Source organism: Reichenbachiella sp. (assembly GCF_039941815.1).
Lineage (GTDB): Bacteria > Bacteroidota > Bacteroidia > Cytophagales > Cyclobacteriaceae > Reichenbachiella.
Genome location: NZ_JBDVDW010000020.1, coordinates 56,893 through 76,176, shown reverse-complemented (window position 1 = coordinate 76,176; position 19,284 = coordinate 56,893). Strand labels below are relative to the sequence as shown.

Sequence of the window (19,284 nt, the reverse complement as noted above, 5' to 3'; positions counted from 1 at the left end):
CTGCTTATTTATTGCAGATCATAGCCCTGTTCTCTCCAGGCATTGATTCCACCTTTCAGGTCATAGACCTTGGCAAAACCTAATTCACTCATTTTAGCAGCTGCTTTTCCACTTCGTCCGCCAGCCGCACAGTATACATAATAGGTCAACTCTTTGTCCAGCTGTTTTAGCTGTTCTTCGAAGTCTTCATCACGAAAGTTCACTTGCTGAGCACCAATCAACTTGCCGAGCGCAATTTCCTCATCAGTTCGCACATCCATGATCACAAAGTCATCCGATTCATTTTCTATCATCTCCTTGAATTCTTCAGCCGAAAGTCTTTCGTTGATTTGAGCCGTACAGCTAGACAACATCATACAAAACCCAACCAGAACTAAAATTGAAGCAAAAATGGAGTTTTTCATTTTCGAATATGTTTAATTTTGAATACTAAGATAATCAATCTGAAGCATGACTGCTACACCTCTGATCACTACTGATAGAACTTATTTACAATCGCCGGATAAGCTGACAATAGAGCAAGTCAGGATGCTGGATATTGATCCCGATATCATGCGATTCATTACTGATGGGAAACCCAAAACCGGGGATCAATCCAAACAATGGTTGGAAACCAAGCTGAGGGAATATCAGAAAAATGGGTACGGACTTATGCCCGCCTACCTCAATTGCAACAATGAATTCATCGGATGGGCTGGAATTAAGCATCTGGAGAATACGCCGAAAATTGAAGTCGGCTATAGACTTCACAAGGACTTTTGGGGGCAAGGTCTAGCCACAGAAATTACTTTGGCCGTCATCGAATATGCCAGGCACCAACTTGGAATCAACGAGCTGGTGGCTATCACTGCACTCGAAAATGAAGCTTCCAAAAACGTACTTCGAAAATGCGGGTTTGAATATGTAGCCGACTCATTCTGTTATAATACAGAGGTCGCCTTTTTTGAATTAAAACAATAATTTCTACTATTTCTTATTGATTTTCAATTTTAATAAACATATTTACGTAGTTAACTACGTTTTTATTTACTTTTATATATGGATACTGTAAAGCAATTAGGCGAACTAGCTCTTGGAAGCAGGCTCAAGCGATTGAGTGAAGAGATCATGAAGGACGGAAAAAAGATCTACACTGATAATAAAATTGATTTCGAACCCAAATGGTTTCCAGTCTATCATGCGATCTCACAATCCAAACAAATGACAGTAACAGAAATTGCCGAAGCTGTAGGCTTCAAACATCCATCTGTGAGTCAACTGGTAAAGGAGCTAGAGAAGAATGGCTTGATCGAAAGCACATTGAGCAGCACGGATGCGCGGAAAAGAAATCTCGTACTCTCAAAAAAAGGCCGAGATCTCCTACCCGGTATTGAGTCTATTTGGTCGGACATATCCAATGCACTCAACGAGATGATCAGTAAACATACCCACAACATTTTATGTGCGATAGAGCAGTGTGAAGACGACTTTGAGCAAACACCTATGTACGAAAGAGTGCAAAGCCATCGTAAGGCCCGATTGATGGGTCAGATTGAAATCATAGACTATCAACCGCAATTTGCAAAGGACTTCATGAGATTGAATGTGGAGTGGATAGAAAAATACTTCAAACTGGAAGATGAAGACAAAAAAACACTTGAGGATCCTGATAAGTACATCATTGAGCCTGGAGGAGCTATCAAACTCGCCAGATATAAGGACGAGATAGTTGGTACTTGTGCACTAATCAAACTCAGCGATCAGGTTTTTGAATTGGCTAAAATGGCTGTCACAGAGAAGTGCCAGGGTCTACAAATCGGCAAGAAACTAGGCTTGTCTGTACTGGAAAAGGCTAAATCACTCCACGCCGAGAAGGTCATTTTAGAATCAAATAAAAAACTCACTCCCGCTATTAACCTATACAAATCATTAGGCTTTAAGTCCGGACAGCACTTTGGCGATAAATCAGTATATGAAAGATGTGATATCGAAATGGAAATACTGATATAAGCGTATCTTCGCAGCATAATTTACAATATGACCGATCATTCTAATCAGCAGCGAAGAGGTTTGATATTCGCCTTATTAACCGCACTCCTGTGGGGATTTCTTGCCATTGCACTAAAAGTCTCAGTAGCAGTCCTTGACCCAATAACGGTCTCTTGGTTTCGCTTCTCGATTGCCTCCGTGCTCATCCTGGTCTTTATTCAAGTAAAGAAACCAGGAGAATTTGCGGCGTTAAAGAAATTTCCGTGGCTAGCGCTAGTAGCTGCAGCAGGGCTATGTCTCAACTATGTAGGCTATATCTCTGGCATCCAGCTCACCTCGCCTAACAATGCTCAAATCATCATTCAATCTGCTCCGCTGGTGCTTGGCGTCATTGGAATCGTCTTTTTCAAGGAGCAGATTTCTCGACGTCAGCTGACAGGGATCGTAATAGCAGCAGCAGGATTCTACTTTTTCTATCTCACCCAACTCGACAACACCCATGAAGCTGAACGGTCGGTCTACAACAGTGGGTCGCTCTACGTATTACTGGCTGCGCTATGTTGGGTCATATATGCTGTTTGTCAGAAGATACTTGTACGCACATATCCAGTCAGAATTATTAATTCTATTCTTTTCATATTCTCCACGGTGGCTTTGGCTCCTCTCGTCGATTATCAAAGTATTTTTCAAATGAGTATAGGGATGTGGTTTCTGATGTTGTTTTTAGGACTGAATACGCTGTTAGCGTATAGCTTTTTAGGTGAAGCCTTTAAGTATGCCGATGCCAACAAAGTGGGAATTATCATTACGTTGAACCCACTTATTACGATTTTTGTAATGACCGCATTGTCCTATTTGGAAGTAAGCTGGATTGCCTCAGACGAACTCTCAGCAATGGGATTTGTTAGTGCTTTAGCTGTCATAGGCGGAGCAATTCTGGCAGTTAAGTCTAAATAGCCTTTGAAAACAAAATAATATTTGTACTTTTATTCTATGAGTCGAATTATTACCACCGTACTGATTGCATTAGTACTTTTGGCCAAATTTTCAGTGGGAGAATCGCAACCATCCACTGAAGTATTCTTATTTGAGCTAACCGAAACCGAAGGAACTTATCGGCTTGCCAAGCCAACCAACCTCACCAATAATGCTGGCTACGACAATCAGCCCATGTTTTTGAATAATGAGGAAATAGTGTACGCCGCTACCTTCGATGATCAAACTGATATTGTAAAACTGAATTTCAATACCAAAGAGAAAACCAGACTAACAAATACACCTGGTAGTGAATATTCTCCTAAACCTACACCTGATGGGAAATACATCTCCTCTATAATACTATCCAAAGATGGCACTCAGGTACTTGCCAAATATCCCTTGAAGGGCGGTGAGCCAAAAATCATTCCTTCTGAACAAAAAATTGGATACTACTGCTGGTTTGATCGCAAAACTGTCTTTTCATTCGTTTTGGGATCTCCCCCATCACTGCAAGAATGGAATACTAAGAGTTCGCAGTTTAAGATCATCATGATGAATCCTGGCAGATCGTTGAGTAGAATCCCAAATCAGAAGGCTGTTAGCTTTATTCACAAGGAATCGGATGATATCTGGTATCTCAATAGCTATGATCCATTTACCGATAAGGTCACTTATATCACCGAGTGTATTAAAGGTGCAGAAGATATGGTTTGGGCCTCTGATGGCACGGCATTCTTGAGTAACAATAAGAAAATATACAAATTCAATCCAGAAACTGATCAATCTTGGGTACTGATTGCCAATATGGACACTTTCCAACTATCGGTGGCCTCTCGCCTCGCCGTAAGCCCTGATCGGAAATGGATGGCTGTGGTCATAGATGAAGAATAGTCTGAATCCTCAAATTACCTCTTAGGCTATATTTAATTCCCATACTTTTTTAATGAATAGGCTCGATATTCTAATCTATTAGTTCTATTTGTCGTAATAGAACAAAGAATTTTTAACCATTCGTATGAGCAATCAGAAAGCGTCCCTCGGACATGTCTTCAAAACCATTGTATTACCCAGAAAAAATTTACTACTCCTTGGACTAGTGCTGATTATCATCAGTCGGGTCGCAGGACTAGTTTTACCAGGTGCTAGTCAGTACTTGATAGACAACGTCATTAGCAATAAGGACTATGACATGCTTAAGACTCTGCTTGTCATTGTAGTTGGAGCTATCGTTGTCCAGTCGGCAACCAGTTTTGCATTGACACGGCTCTTGAGTGTCGAGGCACAACATCTAATCGCTCAGCTACGGGTGAAAGTACAAAAGCAAATTGTACAGCTTCCTATCAACTTTTTTGATGAAAATAAGAGTGGCGCTCTGGTCTCTCGAATCATGAGTGATGTCGAAGGCGTCCGAAATCTGGTTGGCACTGGCCTGGTACAACTTTTTGGGGGTTCGCTGGCGGCTATCCTGTCGCTTATTTTATTGATTCGAATCAGCCCAATGATGACTGTATATGTACTGGTACCGGTTGTCATTTTTGGCGTCATTTCTCTGAAAGCATTCAGCTACATTCGTCCCATTTTTAGAAATCGAGGAAAAATCAATGCCGAAGTGACAGGGCGACTAACTGAAACGCTCAATGGCATCCGGGTAATAAAAGGATTTAACGCAGAGGAACAAGAAATTAAGACCTTTGAAACTGGTGCACTGAGGTTGTATGAAAATGTAAAAAAGAGCCTCACCTCTACCGCATTGGTCACTAGCTCTGCTACTTTCCTGCTTGGGCTGGCTACCGCTGGTATTATGGGTATCGGTGGGTATATGATTATCAATGATGATCTGACCTACGGAGAGTTCATCTCCTTTACACTATACTTAGGATTTATGATTGCTCCTATTGTGCAGATGAGCAACATCGGCAGCCAAATCACTGAGGCTTTTGCAGGTCTGGACCGGACAGAGGAAATCATGTCTATGGCTACTGAAGATGAAAATCCAGCACGGACTGTAGACTTAGGTCGTGTAAATGGTGAGGTCAGGTTTGAGGATGTAAGTTTTGCCTACGAAGAAGAAAAGCATGTGATCAATAAGGTCAGTTTTTGTGCCAAACCAGGCTCTGTTACGGCCTTGGTCGGCACCTCGGGTTCTGGGAAATCGACTATAGCAGGTTTGGTGGCTTCGTTTATCAGCCCGCAAGAGGGTCAAATTTTTCTTGATGGCACGGATTTATCAACAGTCACTCTGAATAGCTATAGAAAACAATTGGGTGTGGTACTGCAGGATGACTTCCTCTTTGAAGGTACGATTAGAGAAAATATTCTTTTTCCTCGTCCTGATGCTACAGAAGAACAGCTATTGGAAGCTGTGAAAGCAGCGCATGTTCAAGAATTTACCGATCGATTCGAAGATGGACTAGACACGGTGATTGGCGAACGTGGTGTAAAACTATCCGGTGGCCAACGACAAAGAATAGCTATCGCAAGAGCTGTATTAGCAGATCCAAGGATCTTGATACTGGATGAGGCAACATCAAACCTAGATACGGAAAGTGAATCGTTCATTCAGGAAAGTCTAAAAACACTCATGCAAGGAAGGACAACCTTCGTAATTGCGCATAGACTGAGCACAATCAAGCAGGCAGATCAGATTTTGGTCATAGAACAAGGAAAAGTGGCTGAATCTGGCACACACGATGAGTTGATCGCCAAAGAGGGGCGATACTATGATTTGTATACCTATCAAGCCAGAATATAGCTTACTTCGCCTTCTTAAAAGCCTTCATGGCTTCTTTGAGCTTATGCTCCTTGCAAGCAAGATAGCAGTCGGACGAGATCTCATAGTATGGCAATCTACGGCTATTGTTGATGTCGACGTCTACATAGCTCACGGCCAAAGCCAATCCGGCATCCATCTTTCCCGAAATCACAATGGGCTCTGCCGTTGTGGGTTCATTGTAAAACTCAAATTCTGGAATTGTATACCGAAATAGCTCCTTGTCTTCACTTGAAATAAAAACAAGTTCTAAATTTAATATTGCTGCCGTGTCAATGCCGTGAACATACAGATCTCCTGTTGCCAAGAAATCACCGCTGTTCTTGGTGGCTATCTCCATATTTCTAATCTCCCACTCTTTATCCTCAGGAAATGGGAAATAGATGGTGGAAGAGAAGGTAATGTAGACACAAGACTCTGCAGTGCAAAGAGATTGGAGATTCGCTGGTCCATTGTCAGTAATGTCTTGGGCAAAAAGTGTAAATCCAAGTAGACAATTCAATATAATGAATAAGCCCTTTTTCATAACTTTCCCTAATGATGCTGATGGTACAATAAAGCAAAATTTAGAGAAAAAGTCAAGCCAATACCTCAAAATCAAAATTTAAAGGTAATTCCACCCTTGATTTGAACTCCTCGCTGGGTGTAATACAAGTACCGTTCGAATTGCTGTCCAAAGAGGTTCTCGCCAGATAAAAATGCACCCCACTGCTCCTTTAGCTGATAGTGTAATCTCAATTCCAATTGAGTAATTGGATCTAAGCTGATGTCAGCATCGGTAGTTAACCTTCCATCGGCCTTGAGGCCACCAAGATAGGAAAAGTACCAACTGGCATTGAATTTGGGAAATACATCATGACTACCGGACAACGATATCGAGGTAGTTGGACGGTGATATATTTGATCGAAGCTGCTGGACGAATAATTGTAAGCGCCAAGCCTAACGGCAAATTCGTGCGCTTCATTGATTTTGTACAGTGCTTCCCCTTCTGCCCATAAAATATCGGTGTTCTCTGACGCATAAAAAACATCAATCCTAGACTGATCTGTAACATTATTGATCAATACAGGTAAATAATTCACGACCTTGTATCCGGTGGTCAATTTGAAACTAAGTTGATCTATCGGCCTTCCTGCAATACCAGCGGACAGATCTATCAAACGATCTGAATTGACAATGACTGTAGATTGATTGAGCATGTTGATATCCTTTGCAGTCTCATATAAGGAGTTGAATGTAAACCCTCCATCCAATTTGGCAAAGGCATAGTAGCTGTCATTAAGCTGATATTTTGCATTTAAATACGGTAAAAATCTACTTCCCGCTAAATCCGGAACATCATCATTCTGAAGACTGGCTGAAAGTCCAACATCCAATGTCAAATCCGAAAGCACTATTCTGTAGTATGGATTGAGTCGGACGAAGGAGCGTGTCACGTCTATCCCTATATCACTGTAACTCGAGAAGGCCATATCAGTGTCAAGAAAGAATTTTTCTAAATAGTCCAGCCCTCCCTGAATAAGCAGGGTATTTTCACTGGCCTCAAAATTATCAGAATAATGCCTGAACCCAGTATTGGCATAATATCCCCAATCATCTTTCAGGAAACTGTCATCCAGTTGAATATCAAAATTTACGAAATTAGAGCTATGCTTAATCTCTGAATTACTAACTATGGTACCTTCTGGATAGCCATAGTAATAACTCCTTTCTGACTGATACCCCAAGGCAGAGTTAATGCTGAACTGATCGTTCATGAGCGCGCCCCAAATACTAACTTCTGAAGACGCACTTGCACTGTTTTCTTCATCCACTTCGCCCTTTGAAAATGATTTGTGCTTGACATTGGCACCTACAATCGTATTTGCGTCAAAAGCATTAGTCAAGCTCAAGTCGAACAAGGGCGAACCATAATTACCTATACCTGCCCTACCAAAATTCTGATAATCTATCAGGCTCTCCTCTGATACGACATTAGCTGAGATAGAATCAACCAGAACAGTTCTCATAGGATAGTCAAACCACCTGTACTCTGCTGGTATACCTTCTGCTTGCTCAACTTCAGGGCTCCATTTGATAAATTCGTAGACTTTTGTTTCTTGCGGCAATTCGATCTTTCTTTCCTTTTCGATGACCACCTCTGCATCCTGAACTTCCCCCGACACTTCGCTCTCTGTTTGTGCTGACGCCACCAACATAGGAAAAGTGAAAATGCTTTGTAAGAATAAGTGTTTGATTACTTTATTCATGATTTCTTTATTCTTCATTTGAATCGATCGAATCTTCAATGTCTTCCAGTTTCTCCTGCGCTCTAAGCTTGATATCCTTAAGTGCAACATGTGTTATGAGGGAATTGAGCGTTGCTTTGGCTTGAAAAAGTTCATTGGTCTCAATGTATATCGTGGCCATCAGTAGGTAGGCTTCACCAAGCCATCGCTCATAGGCCTGAAAATTATTGGTGAGAATAAACAAGCTCTCTAGCGCAAGATCATATTTGGCCTGATCAAAATAAATTTTGCTGATATAGTAATATGCTTCCGCTCCTCTCTCATCAGGGGCATTAGCCACAAGCGGTAAAAAACTCTGGAGTGCCAGTTCCAAATTGCCACTAAAATATTCTGACTTGCCAATGATTAGACCGGCCTGCGCGCCGTCCATTGCACTTACTCTTGGGTTGACCAGCAATTGATTGCCATAGTATTTGGCTGAATCATAAATGCCTAATGCAAAGTAATTTTCCATTAGACCGTTATTTACATGAATAACATCTTTGGCCGAAAGCGAAAGGCTTCCCATTTTATAATAGTATTCGTTGCTCGTCTTAGCTTCACCAGTATTTTTATAAATAGTGGCAATACGGTTGAGCACCTTTGAGTATTTGGCATAATCGTGCGTGTTTTCCAATTGCTTGAAGGATACCAGTGCTTCATTTAACTGCTCAGATCTATAATACGCATCTCCAATCAAGTACTTCGCTTCCAGTACAAATGAACTATTCGGGTACGCTGAGACAAATGAACGCAGGCCTTTTATAGCAGCTGCATACTGTTGATTGTAATAGTTGGCTCTAGACGACTCAAATTCAACGTTCTCAAGTGCTCCACTGGTTGGGTTTGCTTCTTTGAATAGTTTTAGATAGGTATCAAATTCATCAAATCTACTTGCTGCATTATGACTCTGTAATCCTAGTAGTGCGCTGTTGGCTGTCTTGTGCTTAGGAAATCGATCGAGAATTTCCTTGTAGTTAGAAATACTCCTATCGTACTGAGCTTCATTATCATAAGCGACCGCCTGATTCAATAAGGCAAATGGCACGAATTCGCTAGACGGATGGCGAGCAAGAAAAGTGTCAAAGCCTCTAATAGCTTCTTTCTGACTGCCCTTTTCAAATTCAATCTGTGCTATCTGAAAGTAGGCGTGGTCCACCTTTGGGGAATTAGGCAACTCTTTGATCAACAGGCTAAAATATTGTTTAGCTGCCCTATGGTTTTCCAAATACCTATTCAAGAGACCAATTTGAAAGTAGATATGATCTAGATTTTTATTACCAGTTTGTTGTGCCTTCTTGTAAAAATCAATTGCTCTTGTGTACCCTTTCATCGCATACTGACAGTCCCCCATTCTGAGTAAGGCATCCGTTCGATATCTTTGATCCAAGGCTTTATTCTCCTCAGAAATAAATTTCGAAAAGGTGTCAAAAGCACTGGCGTAATCTTTTTCGTTGAAATACACATATGCTTTACTATACTGAGCCTTGAGGTAGACCAACTGATCCGGCGCATGTTGTACACTTCTATAATAAAATATTGCGTCATCAAGCTCATTTAATAGAGAAAGAGTCTCACCCATCCAGAAATAGCTTTGCTGCGTAATCGCATTATTCTCGTCATGAAGTAAGGCGCCTTGAAAAACCTCTTTTGCCTCCTCAAATTTTTTGTCGTTGAATAGCGTCACCCCTTTCAAAAATGATACTCGCTGGTACGTACGCTTGAGTTGCGGAGAGAGGCGTTCCAGTCTCTCAATATAAGCTATGGCCTGATCATAATTATTCGTATTGGCGTATGCCGTACCCAGCATTTCATCAACAGTACCCTCATATCTACCTTCTGGAAATCTGGCCTTGTAGTCATTTAGACTATTGATGGCTTCCTGATAGTTAGGCACTTCCATGAGACATCTAGACTGATGGTAAAGTGCATCTTCGGACAAACCAGTGCTGGACTTAGCCGTATTTTCGAAGGAGCTGATCGCAAATTGGAGATTTTTCTGATTCTCATAAATTATACCCAGATAGTAAGACGCGTAAGCTCCCACGGTATCATCTGATACGGCTGATTTTTTCAAATAAGCCTCGGCCTTCTCTTGGTTTTCTATTTTTAGCTGGCTAAAACCGGCTCTAAAGTAGTTGTCCACAGTTCGGTGCCCATTTTGATTGTCTAGCAGCTCAGCATAGCTGATCGCTGCTGATCGGTATTTCTCAAGAGCAAATTGAGTGTCTGCCAGCCGATTGAGCACGAGTCCGTTTTCTGTTGGGGAGAGTTCTTTTTCCACGAACCCAATAAGTTCTTGATAGCGTTTACCCTGAAATAGAGCACCAACATAGAGCTCACTTGCGGGACTTCGATACTTCTCTGATTGGAGTGCAGTACTCAACGCTGCGTAGGCATCTTCCATGGCACCTCCTTTATAATATATCACTCCTTGAAAGTATGCTGCATCATATTCGTATGTCGAAAAGGTCCCCTCAAGTTTATTGAAGGTAACAAGTGCTTCCTCGTTGAGATTGGACATGAATTCACAGAATCCTTTATTAAACAATTGCTGATGCGTAAGGTCTCCAACAGATCGATTATAGTTTTCGAGGGCTTCAGTGTACCGGCCTTTAATGAAATAGAACTCCGCTATTACGAGATAAGCTTCTTGTGAATAAAGGTGATAAGGATATTTTTTTATAAATGCCTGCATCAGACTTTCACCATCCGAATGTCCTGCCTTGATAGCACTCACTGCCATATAATAGACCGAAGCTGCCCTAAACGGCTCTTGATTAATTTGAGAAAACGCTACTCTGGCACCATCAAAAACACCTCCATCATACAAAGTTTTTGCATAGTCAAATCGATCCGACAAATCGACAGTAGGCTGTGTATAACCACCACGACTGATCAAAATCATTAAAAATAATAGAATAAATGTCGAGGATGATTTGATGATTTTCAAGGCCGATAGATTTTGTTCTTTTCGCAATCGATTATGCTATAACGAAGGTTTTGAAGGACTATTAAATTATTCAAAGAAAAATTAATGAATCAAATTGAAGATCAGCTCTTTCAATATCTCTCCTTCGGGCTGACTAGGGTAGTCAATACCTTTTGATTTCATATCGGCGATCTTTATGTGTCTAATATTAGTTACTACTTTTCCTATAGGATAGTTTTTAGCTGCCATAATATATTCTTTGACGAAAAATGGATGCACTCCCAATAAAGATGCCAAATGCTTATCGGACTTGTCTTTTGAGTGATGCAGCAGCAGGAGCTTGTTATAGAAAGAAAACAGGTTGGCAATAATCGGAATGATCGGGTTAGACTTAGGATCAGATTTGAAATAAGTAATGATCTCGTTGGCCTTCATTACATTCTTAAACGAGAGTGCTTTTTGCAATTCGAAGACATTGTACTCTTTACTAATTCCAATGTATTTATAGACGTGATCGCTAGTGATCTTTGACTCTTCGCCTATATTAATTAGCATTTTGTCTACCTCATTGGCAATTCTAGTGAGGTTGTTACCTATGTTCTCGACGATCAATTGCAAAGCTTTTTGATCAATGGTCTTACTGCGTGATTTCACAAAAGACTCTAGCCACGCTGGGATCTGATTGTCGTAGAACTTGGCCGCTGTGATCATGACGGCCTTTTGATCGATGATCTTTCCTAATTTTTTACGCTTGTCCAGGGTCTTATATTTGTACCCAAAAACAAGAACGGTTGATGGCTGTGGATTTTCGAGGTAGTGGATCAGCATCTTCTCATTCTCCTCTTTTAAAAAACCAGCGATTTCTTGCGCTTCTTTGACGATGACGACTTTGCGCTCGGCCATCATAGGGAACCCCTTGGCATGATTGAGAATAGAAGGAATGTCTGCATCCTTCCCATACAACACGACCTGATTGAAGCTTCTCATGCCTTCATCCATCGCGTTTTTCTCTATATATTGAGTGACCTCATCAATAAAAAAAGACTCCTCACCCTGAAGAAAATACACGGGTGCATATTTATTGTTTTTAAGATCACTTATTACATCTTGGTAAGTAACGGCCACTCTTGTTTTTTGTAAAAGTCTGAGATGGCAAATAAATGAAATTAATCAGAGAAAATGGGTTAAATGAGCGAACACTTTACAAAAATCAGGCGCCTTCGTTCAATGGGAAATATTCCGTATCATCGTTTTTCATATCTTGAATAAACCTAATATAAAAAACAATAATAAGACCAGCCATATAAGCTAAAGGGCGCAATACAATGAGACCTTCATCATGAACAATATGGGTAATGGTCGCACCTATCATCACGGCGATCAAAATAATCGACGCATAACCAGAGGTTTTTGGATAAAACAATAAAATGCCTCCAAGCAATTCCAACCCACCTATAATCAAATAAAAACCATAAGGGTATCCCCAATGATCAAACATGGCTATTACTTCTGGTTGTGAGGTTACTTTACCCGTGCTCTCAATCACATAGAGTGCACCCATCAAAATTTGAAAAACCCAAGCTATTATATTTCTTTTCATTTGTAGTAATTTGAAGTTGACAGATTCAACTTTAGATATTGCGTGGTCAATTCAATAATTAAGATTGATATGACCAGGTAACCACGCGTATTTCATCTGATTGATTTTTATCAATTAGTTAAACAAAAAATGGATAACAGATAGTTCAATTTGCAGGAAGAATAATTTGGGAAATCAAGGGGCTTCCTTGCAACGGTCTATGTAAATAGATAGCCATTAATTGGTGCAAATTGCGTCATTCATCACCCGAATTAGAGATTTGTTGATGGCGGTTTCGGATGACTCGCTTGCCAAAGCAGAACCGCACTTGTTAATACTGTTTGACTACACTGATGCCTACCTGAGTTCTGACTTCATGAAGTTCGCAAAAGAAGAAAGAGAAAAATTAGACAAAACCAAAACTGCAAAAGGAGCTACCTTAAGCATAACAGGAATAAAAAAGATTTTGCTAAAGGGATATAATGTACTGATTAAGGGTGAAGGGATCCAAATGTCTGATTCCAAGAGTGAAGCGCTGGATTATTTGGTCAGGAACAATTGAAGTTCGAATTGACTTAGATTCGTTTATCCAAGTCAAAATCTGCAGTGACCAATTATTTTGTTGTTGAAATAGCAATCTTAAAGCACTTGTCCTCCCCCAAAATTCACTTGTAGTTAATCCGACAGCTTTTGGAGGATCATAAAATTGTCTTAAGACACTTTATACCTTCGCTGGGCAAAATAGGCCGATGTGCAAATTGCCAATATGACTGCTACTGTCCAATAGACAAACGTCGGAATAGGTAGCGGGTCTCCTTTTGCATAGGAATGCAAACCTGACAGATAGTAGTTCACTCCAAATGATGTCATGATTATCGAGAAGAAGGCGATCACGCTGGCTACATTGAAGATATATCGATCGTTCATCTTGGGTACCAATCTCAAATGCAATACAACTGCATATACTATTACAGAAATCAGAGCCCAGGTCTCCTTCGGGTCCCAGCCCCAATAGCGTCCCCATGATTCATTCGCCCAAACTCCTCCAAGGAATGTACCAATGGTCAACAAAAACAGTCCAATGGTCATGGACATCTCATTGATATAAGTCATCTCCTTGATACTGATATCGATTTTTGGATTTTTGCTTCTATCAAAAATCATGAATATCAGGGTCAACAAGCCAAGTAGAGCCGAGAGGCCTAAAGGGGCGTAACTACTCACTATGATCGCTACATGGATTTTTAGCCAATACGATTTGAGGACGGGTACCAGATTTGTGATCTCAGGATTGAGCCAATCCAGAAATGCAACAAACAGAAGTGTGCCTGCGAACAGTGCTCCTAACGGAACAACAAAATCTGATTTTTTATAAAAAATGAAAGCGAAGAAGAGTAATCCCCAGCCTACAAGGATGATCATCTCATATCCATTACTCCAGGGGGCATGACCGGAGGCGTACCATCTCAGCCCCAAATTGAATGTCAGCGCAAGGAATCCTATAAAAACTAAAGCCGTTAATATTTTGTTGGTCACTTGAATAATCGTTGACTCGGATTTAAATATTTTCAATATGGCCACCACCAGCAAGGACAAACCTGTCATCCATAAAAAGGAAAATAGGTGATTAAATAGTTTGAGTTTGTTATAGAGCAATTCAGCTTGAATGATATTTTCATCAGGTCGAACTGCACTCCCCCTTTTCACCTGATATAGTTTTACAAATCCCAAAGTAGAGTCGGCTTGGTTCCAATCGTTTTCGCGAATCGAATGCATGATGCTCTGATAATACATCGTCAGAATTTTTCTCACGAAAATAGAATCCTGTCCGCTAAATACCGGCTCCTCAAAATTTGAATCATACCAGGTATTGGCTGGGTCTCCTTCTTTGGGAAAGACCTTGAGATAATATCCGACCAGACCTTGGAAGAACACATTGAAGCGCTCATCTACTTTTATTAACTCTTTATCAAAGGCGTTTTGTACTGCGGGTTTTTTTCGGCTGGCTTGTTCTACCTGCTCTGCTAATAAATAATTTCCCTCTCTATCTAAAAAATCAATAAAAGAGTAATACTTATCTTCATTCTTGCCAATCACCTCCATGATTTCCTTGCCACCATCTGGGTCTACTTTGATTATAGGCACCTGCTGCCAGGTCAAAGGATTGACGTGGAGCATTAGAAACACTTGATCACTGGATAGCTTTGCGGTATACCCGTCTGCACTTACAGTAAAGCTCGATCGGCCATGTACCTTACGTAAAAACTCAGAGGCTAGCGTATTAATCGGTTTGATTCTACCGTCCATATCCTGCACAAGTAGCTTACCAAATTCGGCAGCATGCTCCTTGTCTATCTCATTTCTCAATAAGGACTGTGCATAATTGAATTTACTTTGACTTTCCTGTGCCTGAGTAAATCCCCAGCTAAACAAGAACAGCAGAAGGGTTGCCAGTTTCTTTGTTTTCAATTGGTTGAGTTTACTATTGATCGTCTGAAATCTGGAATATTTACCGAATAGTGTCAGAAGCATTCCCAAAGTCATAAGACTATATCCCAGATACGAAATGTTCGTACCCCAGAAATCCTGATTCACAGAAAGAATGGTACCTAATGCGTCACTGTCATATGAGGCTTGAAAAAAGCGATAGCCTCTATGGTCCAGCACGTTGTTCATATAGATGCGATATGGAAACGAACTGTCTTCATCTATGACAGTCACCTCACTAGCAAATGATGAAGGGCTTGTGGATCCTGGATATCGATCCAACTGAAAATCTCTTAACTCAATCGAGAATGGAAGCTCAATCGGTTTGGGCCCGTAGCTAATATCTACATGATAATCACCTATTTCCAAGTGTTGCTTTTCGCTAAAATTGCCATCAAATGCGCTAAGCAGGATCTCTTGTTGTCTTTCATCAGAATCAATTTTCACAAACAACAAATCCTCTAATAATTTTCCTTTCTCCTGATCCTTGGCAGGTAGATATACAATGGCGCTTTTTTGATATACCTCTGGTACTACAAATTGTGTATTCTCGCTTCGATATAGTGCACGAGTCCTTAATGGCATGAGTGTATCAGCGGGAAGCTCCCCACCAGTCTGAGTGGCCATGACCATAAAATTCATCTCAAATGGGGACTGAATATACAACTCCTCCCCTTTACTAAAGATATTGATTGCTCCATCCACCGGGCGATCAAAGGTGACAGGATAATTATTGATGAGTATAGCTCCGCCGGACGCCAGGTACAAATTTTCTCTTCCTTGCTGAGAAGTCGTTACTATTTTCAATACGGTTGATCCCGTCTCTGATTCAATAACTTGCTGTTCTGCCTGAGGCACAAAGGCCTTTGGTTCGATTAGAATTTCATCAGCTTGACCCATTTCAATGCTCAAATCAGGTTGCTTGAAAACAGAAAGGTTGAGCTTCTTCTCGAAATGCTCTACTTCATCACCTTTCTTAACATCCACCATGAGGTATCTATCCTGAGATACGATCTTGTTGGCTGAGTCCCCTTCTCTAATATGCATAAGCCCTTCAAAGCTGGCATATCGTGTCACAAAGGCTCCAATCAGAATAATGATAAAGGCCACATGAAAAGTAAGCACTGAAAGCTTCTCTTTTCGATAGAGTTTATACCGCCAGATATTGCCGGCAAAATTGAGTGCCAATAGAATCATGATGGCTTCAAACCACCAAGCTTTGTATATAATGGAGAGCACAGCTTGTGTGCCAAAATCATTTTCCAGAAAAGTAGCATATGCCATGGTAAAGGCATATAACACCAAGAGTACTGTTGTCAGTTTATTTGAAAACAGTGGTTTTAAAAATTTCATTATCATTTTATAAGATTCCTCTCCACGTTGTTTCTTTAGTCAAACCGTCAGCTGTCATTTAAAAAAGCCTTAGTCTACATATACCTCATCAAAATGAATTCTGATAACACTATTTGCGAATCATAATTCATCTCAACATTGGTTCCTAAATAATATTAAGTGCAAACGTACTAAGAGATATTTAGGTAGCTTATGATTGAAATCATTTTTTGTTGACTAATCTTTTCTAGATACAAAAAATACACCAATTAGCACCAAGACAGTACCTAGCCATTGTAATGCATGGATGGATTCACCTAGAAAATAACTAGCCATCAAAATTGTAGATATAGGACCAAAACTGGCTACTATAGCAAAGCTGGGCGCGCCTATTATCTTGATAGACCAGGACACCAGATAGGACGGAATCACCGTTGACAATATCGCCATGGCCAACCCCAGAAGGTAGACTTCTGTAGAGTAGTTCATGAGGTCGAAATTTCCAACAATTGCGTAATGCAGGATGACGCATAGACAGGAGATTATCATGGCATATGACGTAAAAACACTTGCGCCAATTTTTGGAATCAACCACCCGCTACCAGCAATATATGAGGCATAGGTAATAGCACTCAAGAAAACCAAACCAGCACCGAGGAGGGCATCAGCACCTTGTAGGGACAATTCTAATGAAAAGGCCAGTACTATTCCAAAGTAGGTCAACAACATGGCTAGCAGTTGCCTTCGGGTAATCTTATGCTTAAATAAAAGCCAGAAGATCAACACTACTATTGTGGGATATACGAACAGAATAATTCTCTCCAGGCTGGCTTTGATATATTGCAGCCCTAAAAAGTCGAAGAGGCTGGCCAAATAATAGCCCACAATACCAAGTCCTATAATCCAAAGATATATTCTCAAGCTGATCGGTTGACCTTGCTTTGGTTTTTTGATCAAAGCAATCAGAAGATATACAGGCAAGGCAAATAGCATACGAAGTAGCAACAATGAGAGCGCGTCGATTTCAAGGCGATAAGCCATTTTGACCATGACTGCCTTTGCAGAGAATAGCACTACTCCTAAAAGAGCCAACACGACTCCAAGCATTCGATTCTTACTCATATGAAATGAATCTCTTCAGGTGGCGAATCTAGGATTTTTATTAATTAAAGTATCTATTCAAGTATTGAAAAATATTTTATTTCATTAATATTTGATTATCAAGTACTTAACAATAATTAATTCAAGTTTCTTTTAATCTTTATTTCGAATACTTGGCTGTAAAAAGCTTTTGATATAGATTAGGCTTGAGAAAGAAATCGGATTAAAGTAAATGCGAAATGTACATCCACCTGTACCAGTTTCGCAGAGTAGCATTTATGGAAATACAAAGTACTGTGAGTACGCTATTGGGTATGCTTATACTCGGAAGCGGTATATACTCAATTTATCAAGGCGCGTGGAACCGCCGAATCAGGCAGCGAATACCATCTAACAAAAAACTACTTCAGGAAAACAAAAACCTGAAGTTCATGCTTCGGCAAGCACAGCAGGAAGTAAAAATTGGAAGTTGGGAATGGAACACCAGGACTAATGAAATCTATTGGTCGGATGAGATGTACACCATATTCGAATTACCTCCAGAAAATGGCCCAGATATAGATAGCCTTAGACTATTGATATTGAAAGAGGATCGTGCCATGTTCGATCAATCTATGCGTGACCACCTCAACGGGAGAGTGCAGCGTAGAATGGAATATAGAATACGAACACAAGCCGGTAATATGAAATATATAGCTGCGACTGGGCGAGCTATTTTCGATAAAAACAAAAAACCATTCAGCCTGTTTGGAACTGCACAAGATATCACCACACAAAAAGAGATATCTAAGTCGCTATTTCAAGAAAAGAAAAAATATCATCTACTCGCCGATAGTCTACCGGTTGCCATCTTTCGATCCAATGTAAAGGGAGAACTATTGTTTGTAAACCAAGCGATGGTGGACATGTTTGGATTCGAGTCGGAAGAAGAGCTGCTGCAGCAAAACTGCTTCGCGCTATATGCTAATCCAAAGGATCGAGAAAACCTGTTGGATGAGTTGGATGATAGTGGGAAGTTGACAGATTACCAGACCTTCTTCCAGCGAAGAAATGGAAGTACTTTTATAGGAGAGCAAAACTCTTTGATAGAAGGCAATGAACTTCACGGAATCATTCAGGACATCTCGGAGCGAGTGGAAAGTGAAAAAGAGAAGTCCAGTTTAATTGAAAAACTAAAAGGACAAAATAAGGATTTGGAAGAGTTCGCATTTATTCTGTCTCATAATCTACGCAGCCCATTGGCTAATATGATGGGCCTCACCAAAATATTTGACAAATCAACAGCCACCTCTGATAATCTGGAAATACTCAATCTTATAGAACAAAGCACACTGAACCTAGATCTGATCATCAAGGATCTGAATCGGACACTTACAGTCCGAGAAGGTGAGAAAAAATTGAGAGAAGTGATCATCGTGGACCAAACAGCTCAGGAGGTGATGTCGAATTTTCAGTCTGTGATCAACGACAACCAAATTTGTATAGAATTTGATATCCTACCGGATGCACAAATTAAGTCGGTACCAGAATTCTTCAAAAACATCCTGGTTTATCTTATTGACAATGCGATCAAGTTTAGAAGCAAAGACAGCCAACCTAAGGTAAAGTTGAGTTTTGCAGAAACACAATCTAGCTATATACTCTCCGTCTGCGATAATGGCATTGGGATAGATCTGGACGCAAATGAAAGTAGATTGTTCATGATCTATGAAAAACTAGATGGAAAAATGGAAGGCCGTGGACTAGGATTATACCTGGTGAAAAGTCACGTAAATGCACTAAATGGAAACATTTCAGTGGAGAGCCAAATTGGTAACGGTTCAAAATTCATTGTTGAGCTTCCAAAAGAATAATTATCTTGCTAGAATA

Annotated in this window: 15 protein-coding genes; 7 read left to right on the top strand and 8 right to left on the bottom strand. The window is 40.4% G+C overall.

Annotated features, from left to right (window positions below):
- Positions 1–8 precede the first annotated feature (8 nt).
- Positions 9–404: a rhodanese-like domain-containing protein gene (locus ABJF11_RS03120; RefSeq protein ID WP_348117997.1), complete on the bottom strand. Its 396-nt coding sequence runs from the start codon at positions 402–404 to the stop codon at positions 9–11.
- 46 nt (positions 405–450) lie between these two features.
- Here ABJF11_RS03120 and ABJF11_RS03115 point away from each other — a divergent pair, with 46 nt between their 5' ends.
- The 5 genes from ABJF11_RS03115 to ABJF11_RS03095 all read left to right on the top strand — a co-directional run bounded on the left by ABJF11_RS03115 (position 451) and on the right by ABJF11_RS03095 (position 5,698).
- On the top strand, positions 451–960 hold the full coding sequence (locus ABJF11_RS03115; RefSeq protein ID WP_348117996.1) for a GNAT family N-acetyltransferase: 510 nt from the start codon (positions 451–453) through the stop codon (positions 958–960).
- A 78-nt stretch (positions 961–1,038) separates the two neighbouring features.
- On the top strand, positions 1,039–1,989 hold the full coding sequence (locus ABJF11_RS03110; RefSeq protein ID WP_348117995.1) for a bifunctional helix-turn-helix transcriptional regulator/GNAT family N-acetyltransferase: 951 nt from the start codon (positions 1,039–1,041) through the stop codon (positions 1,987–1,989).
- Between the two features lie 27 nt (positions 1,990–2,016).
- Entirely contained in the window at positions 2,017–2,925 is a 909-nt protein-coding gene (locus ABJF11_RS03105) for a DMT family transporter (protein WP_348117993.1), read from the top strand.
- Positions 2,926–2,961: 36 nt separating this feature from the next.
- Complete coding sequence (locus ABJF11_RS03100; RefSeq protein WP_348117992.1) at positions 2,962–3,837, top strand: hypothetical protein; 876 nt, start codon at positions 2,962–2,964, stop codon at positions 3,835–3,837.
- 124 nt (positions 3,838–3,961) lie between these two features.
- Positions 3,962–5,698 carry an ABC transporter ATP-binding protein gene (locus ABJF11_RS03095; RefSeq protein ID WP_348117990.1) on the top strand — a complete coding sequence of 579 codons (1,737 nt, stop codon included), beginning with the start codon at positions 3,962–3,964 and terminating at the stop codon, positions 5,696–5,698.
- A gap of 1 nt (position 5,699) precedes the next feature.
- Here ABJF11_RS03095 and ABJF11_RS03090 read toward each other — a convergent pair whose 3' ends face one another.
- The 5 genes from ABJF11_RS03090 to ABJF11_RS03070 form a co-directional block, all read right to left on the bottom strand.
- Complete coding sequence (locus tag ABJF11_RS03090) at positions 5,700–6,242, bottom strand: hypothetical protein (protein ID WP_348117989.1); 543 nt, start codon at positions 6,240–6,242, stop codon at positions 5,700–5,702.
- Between the two features lie 71 nt (positions 6,243–6,313).
- Positions 6,314–7,966 carry a hypothetical protein gene (locus ABJF11_RS03085; RefSeq protein ID WP_348117988.1) on the bottom strand — a complete coding sequence of 551 codons (1,653 nt, stop codon included), beginning with the start codon at positions 7,964–7,966 and terminating at the stop codon, positions 6,314–6,316.
- 7 nt (positions 7,967–7,973) lie between these two features.
- Positions 7,974–10,937, bottom strand: a complete 2,964-nt coding sequence (locus ABJF11_RS03080) for a tetratricopeptide repeat protein (protein WP_348117987.1) — start codon at positions 10,935–10,937, stop codon at positions 7,974–7,976.
- Positions 10,938–11,018: 81 nt separating this feature from the next.
- A complete protein-coding gene (holA, locus tag ABJF11_RS03075) occupies positions 11,019–12,041 on the bottom strand; it encodes a DNA polymerase III subunit delta (protein ID WP_348117986.1) in 1,023 nt (340 codons plus the stop codon).
- Between the two features lie 85 nt (positions 12,042–12,126).
- Entirely contained in the window at positions 12,127–12,516 is a 390-nt protein-coding gene (locus ABJF11_RS03070) for a DoxX family protein (RefSeq protein WP_348117985.1), read from the bottom strand.
- Positions 12,517–12,781: 265 nt separating this feature from the next.
- Between ABJF11_RS03070 and ABJF11_RS03065 the strand changes: the two genes are divergently transcribed.
- Entirely contained in the window at positions 12,782–13,057 is a 276-nt protein-coding gene (locus tag ABJF11_RS03065) for a hypothetical protein (protein ID WP_348117984.1), read from the top strand.
- A gap of 149 nt (positions 13,058–13,206) precedes the next feature.
- Here ABJF11_RS03065 and ccsA read toward each other — a convergent pair whose 3' ends face one another.
- Both ccsA and ABJF11_RS03055 read right to left on the bottom strand, forming a co-directional pair.
- Positions 13,207–16,335 (bottom strand): cytochrome c biogenesis protein CcsA, encoded by a 3,129-nt coding sequence (gene ccsA, locus ABJF11_RS03060; RefSeq protein ID WP_348117982.1) that lies wholly within the window; start codon positions 16,333–16,335, stop codon positions 13,207–13,209.
- A gap of 216 nt (positions 16,336–16,551) precedes the next feature.
- On the bottom strand, positions 16,552–17,436 hold the full coding sequence (locus ABJF11_RS03055) for a DMT family transporter (protein ID WP_348117981.1): 885 nt from the start codon (positions 17,434–17,436) through the stop codon (positions 16,552–16,554).
- 218 nt (positions 17,437–17,654) lie between these two features.
- On the opposite strand from ABJF11_RS03055, the gene ABJF11_RS03050 reads away from it, so the two are divergent.
- The gene (locus tag ABJF11_RS03050) at positions 17,655–19,268 is read left to right on the top strand and encodes a PAS domain S-box protein (RefSeq protein ID WP_348117980.1); all 1,614 of its coding nucleotides are present in this window, start codon (positions 17,655–17,657) and stop codon (positions 19,266–19,268) included.
- Positions 19,269–19,284 lie beyond the last annotated feature (16 nt).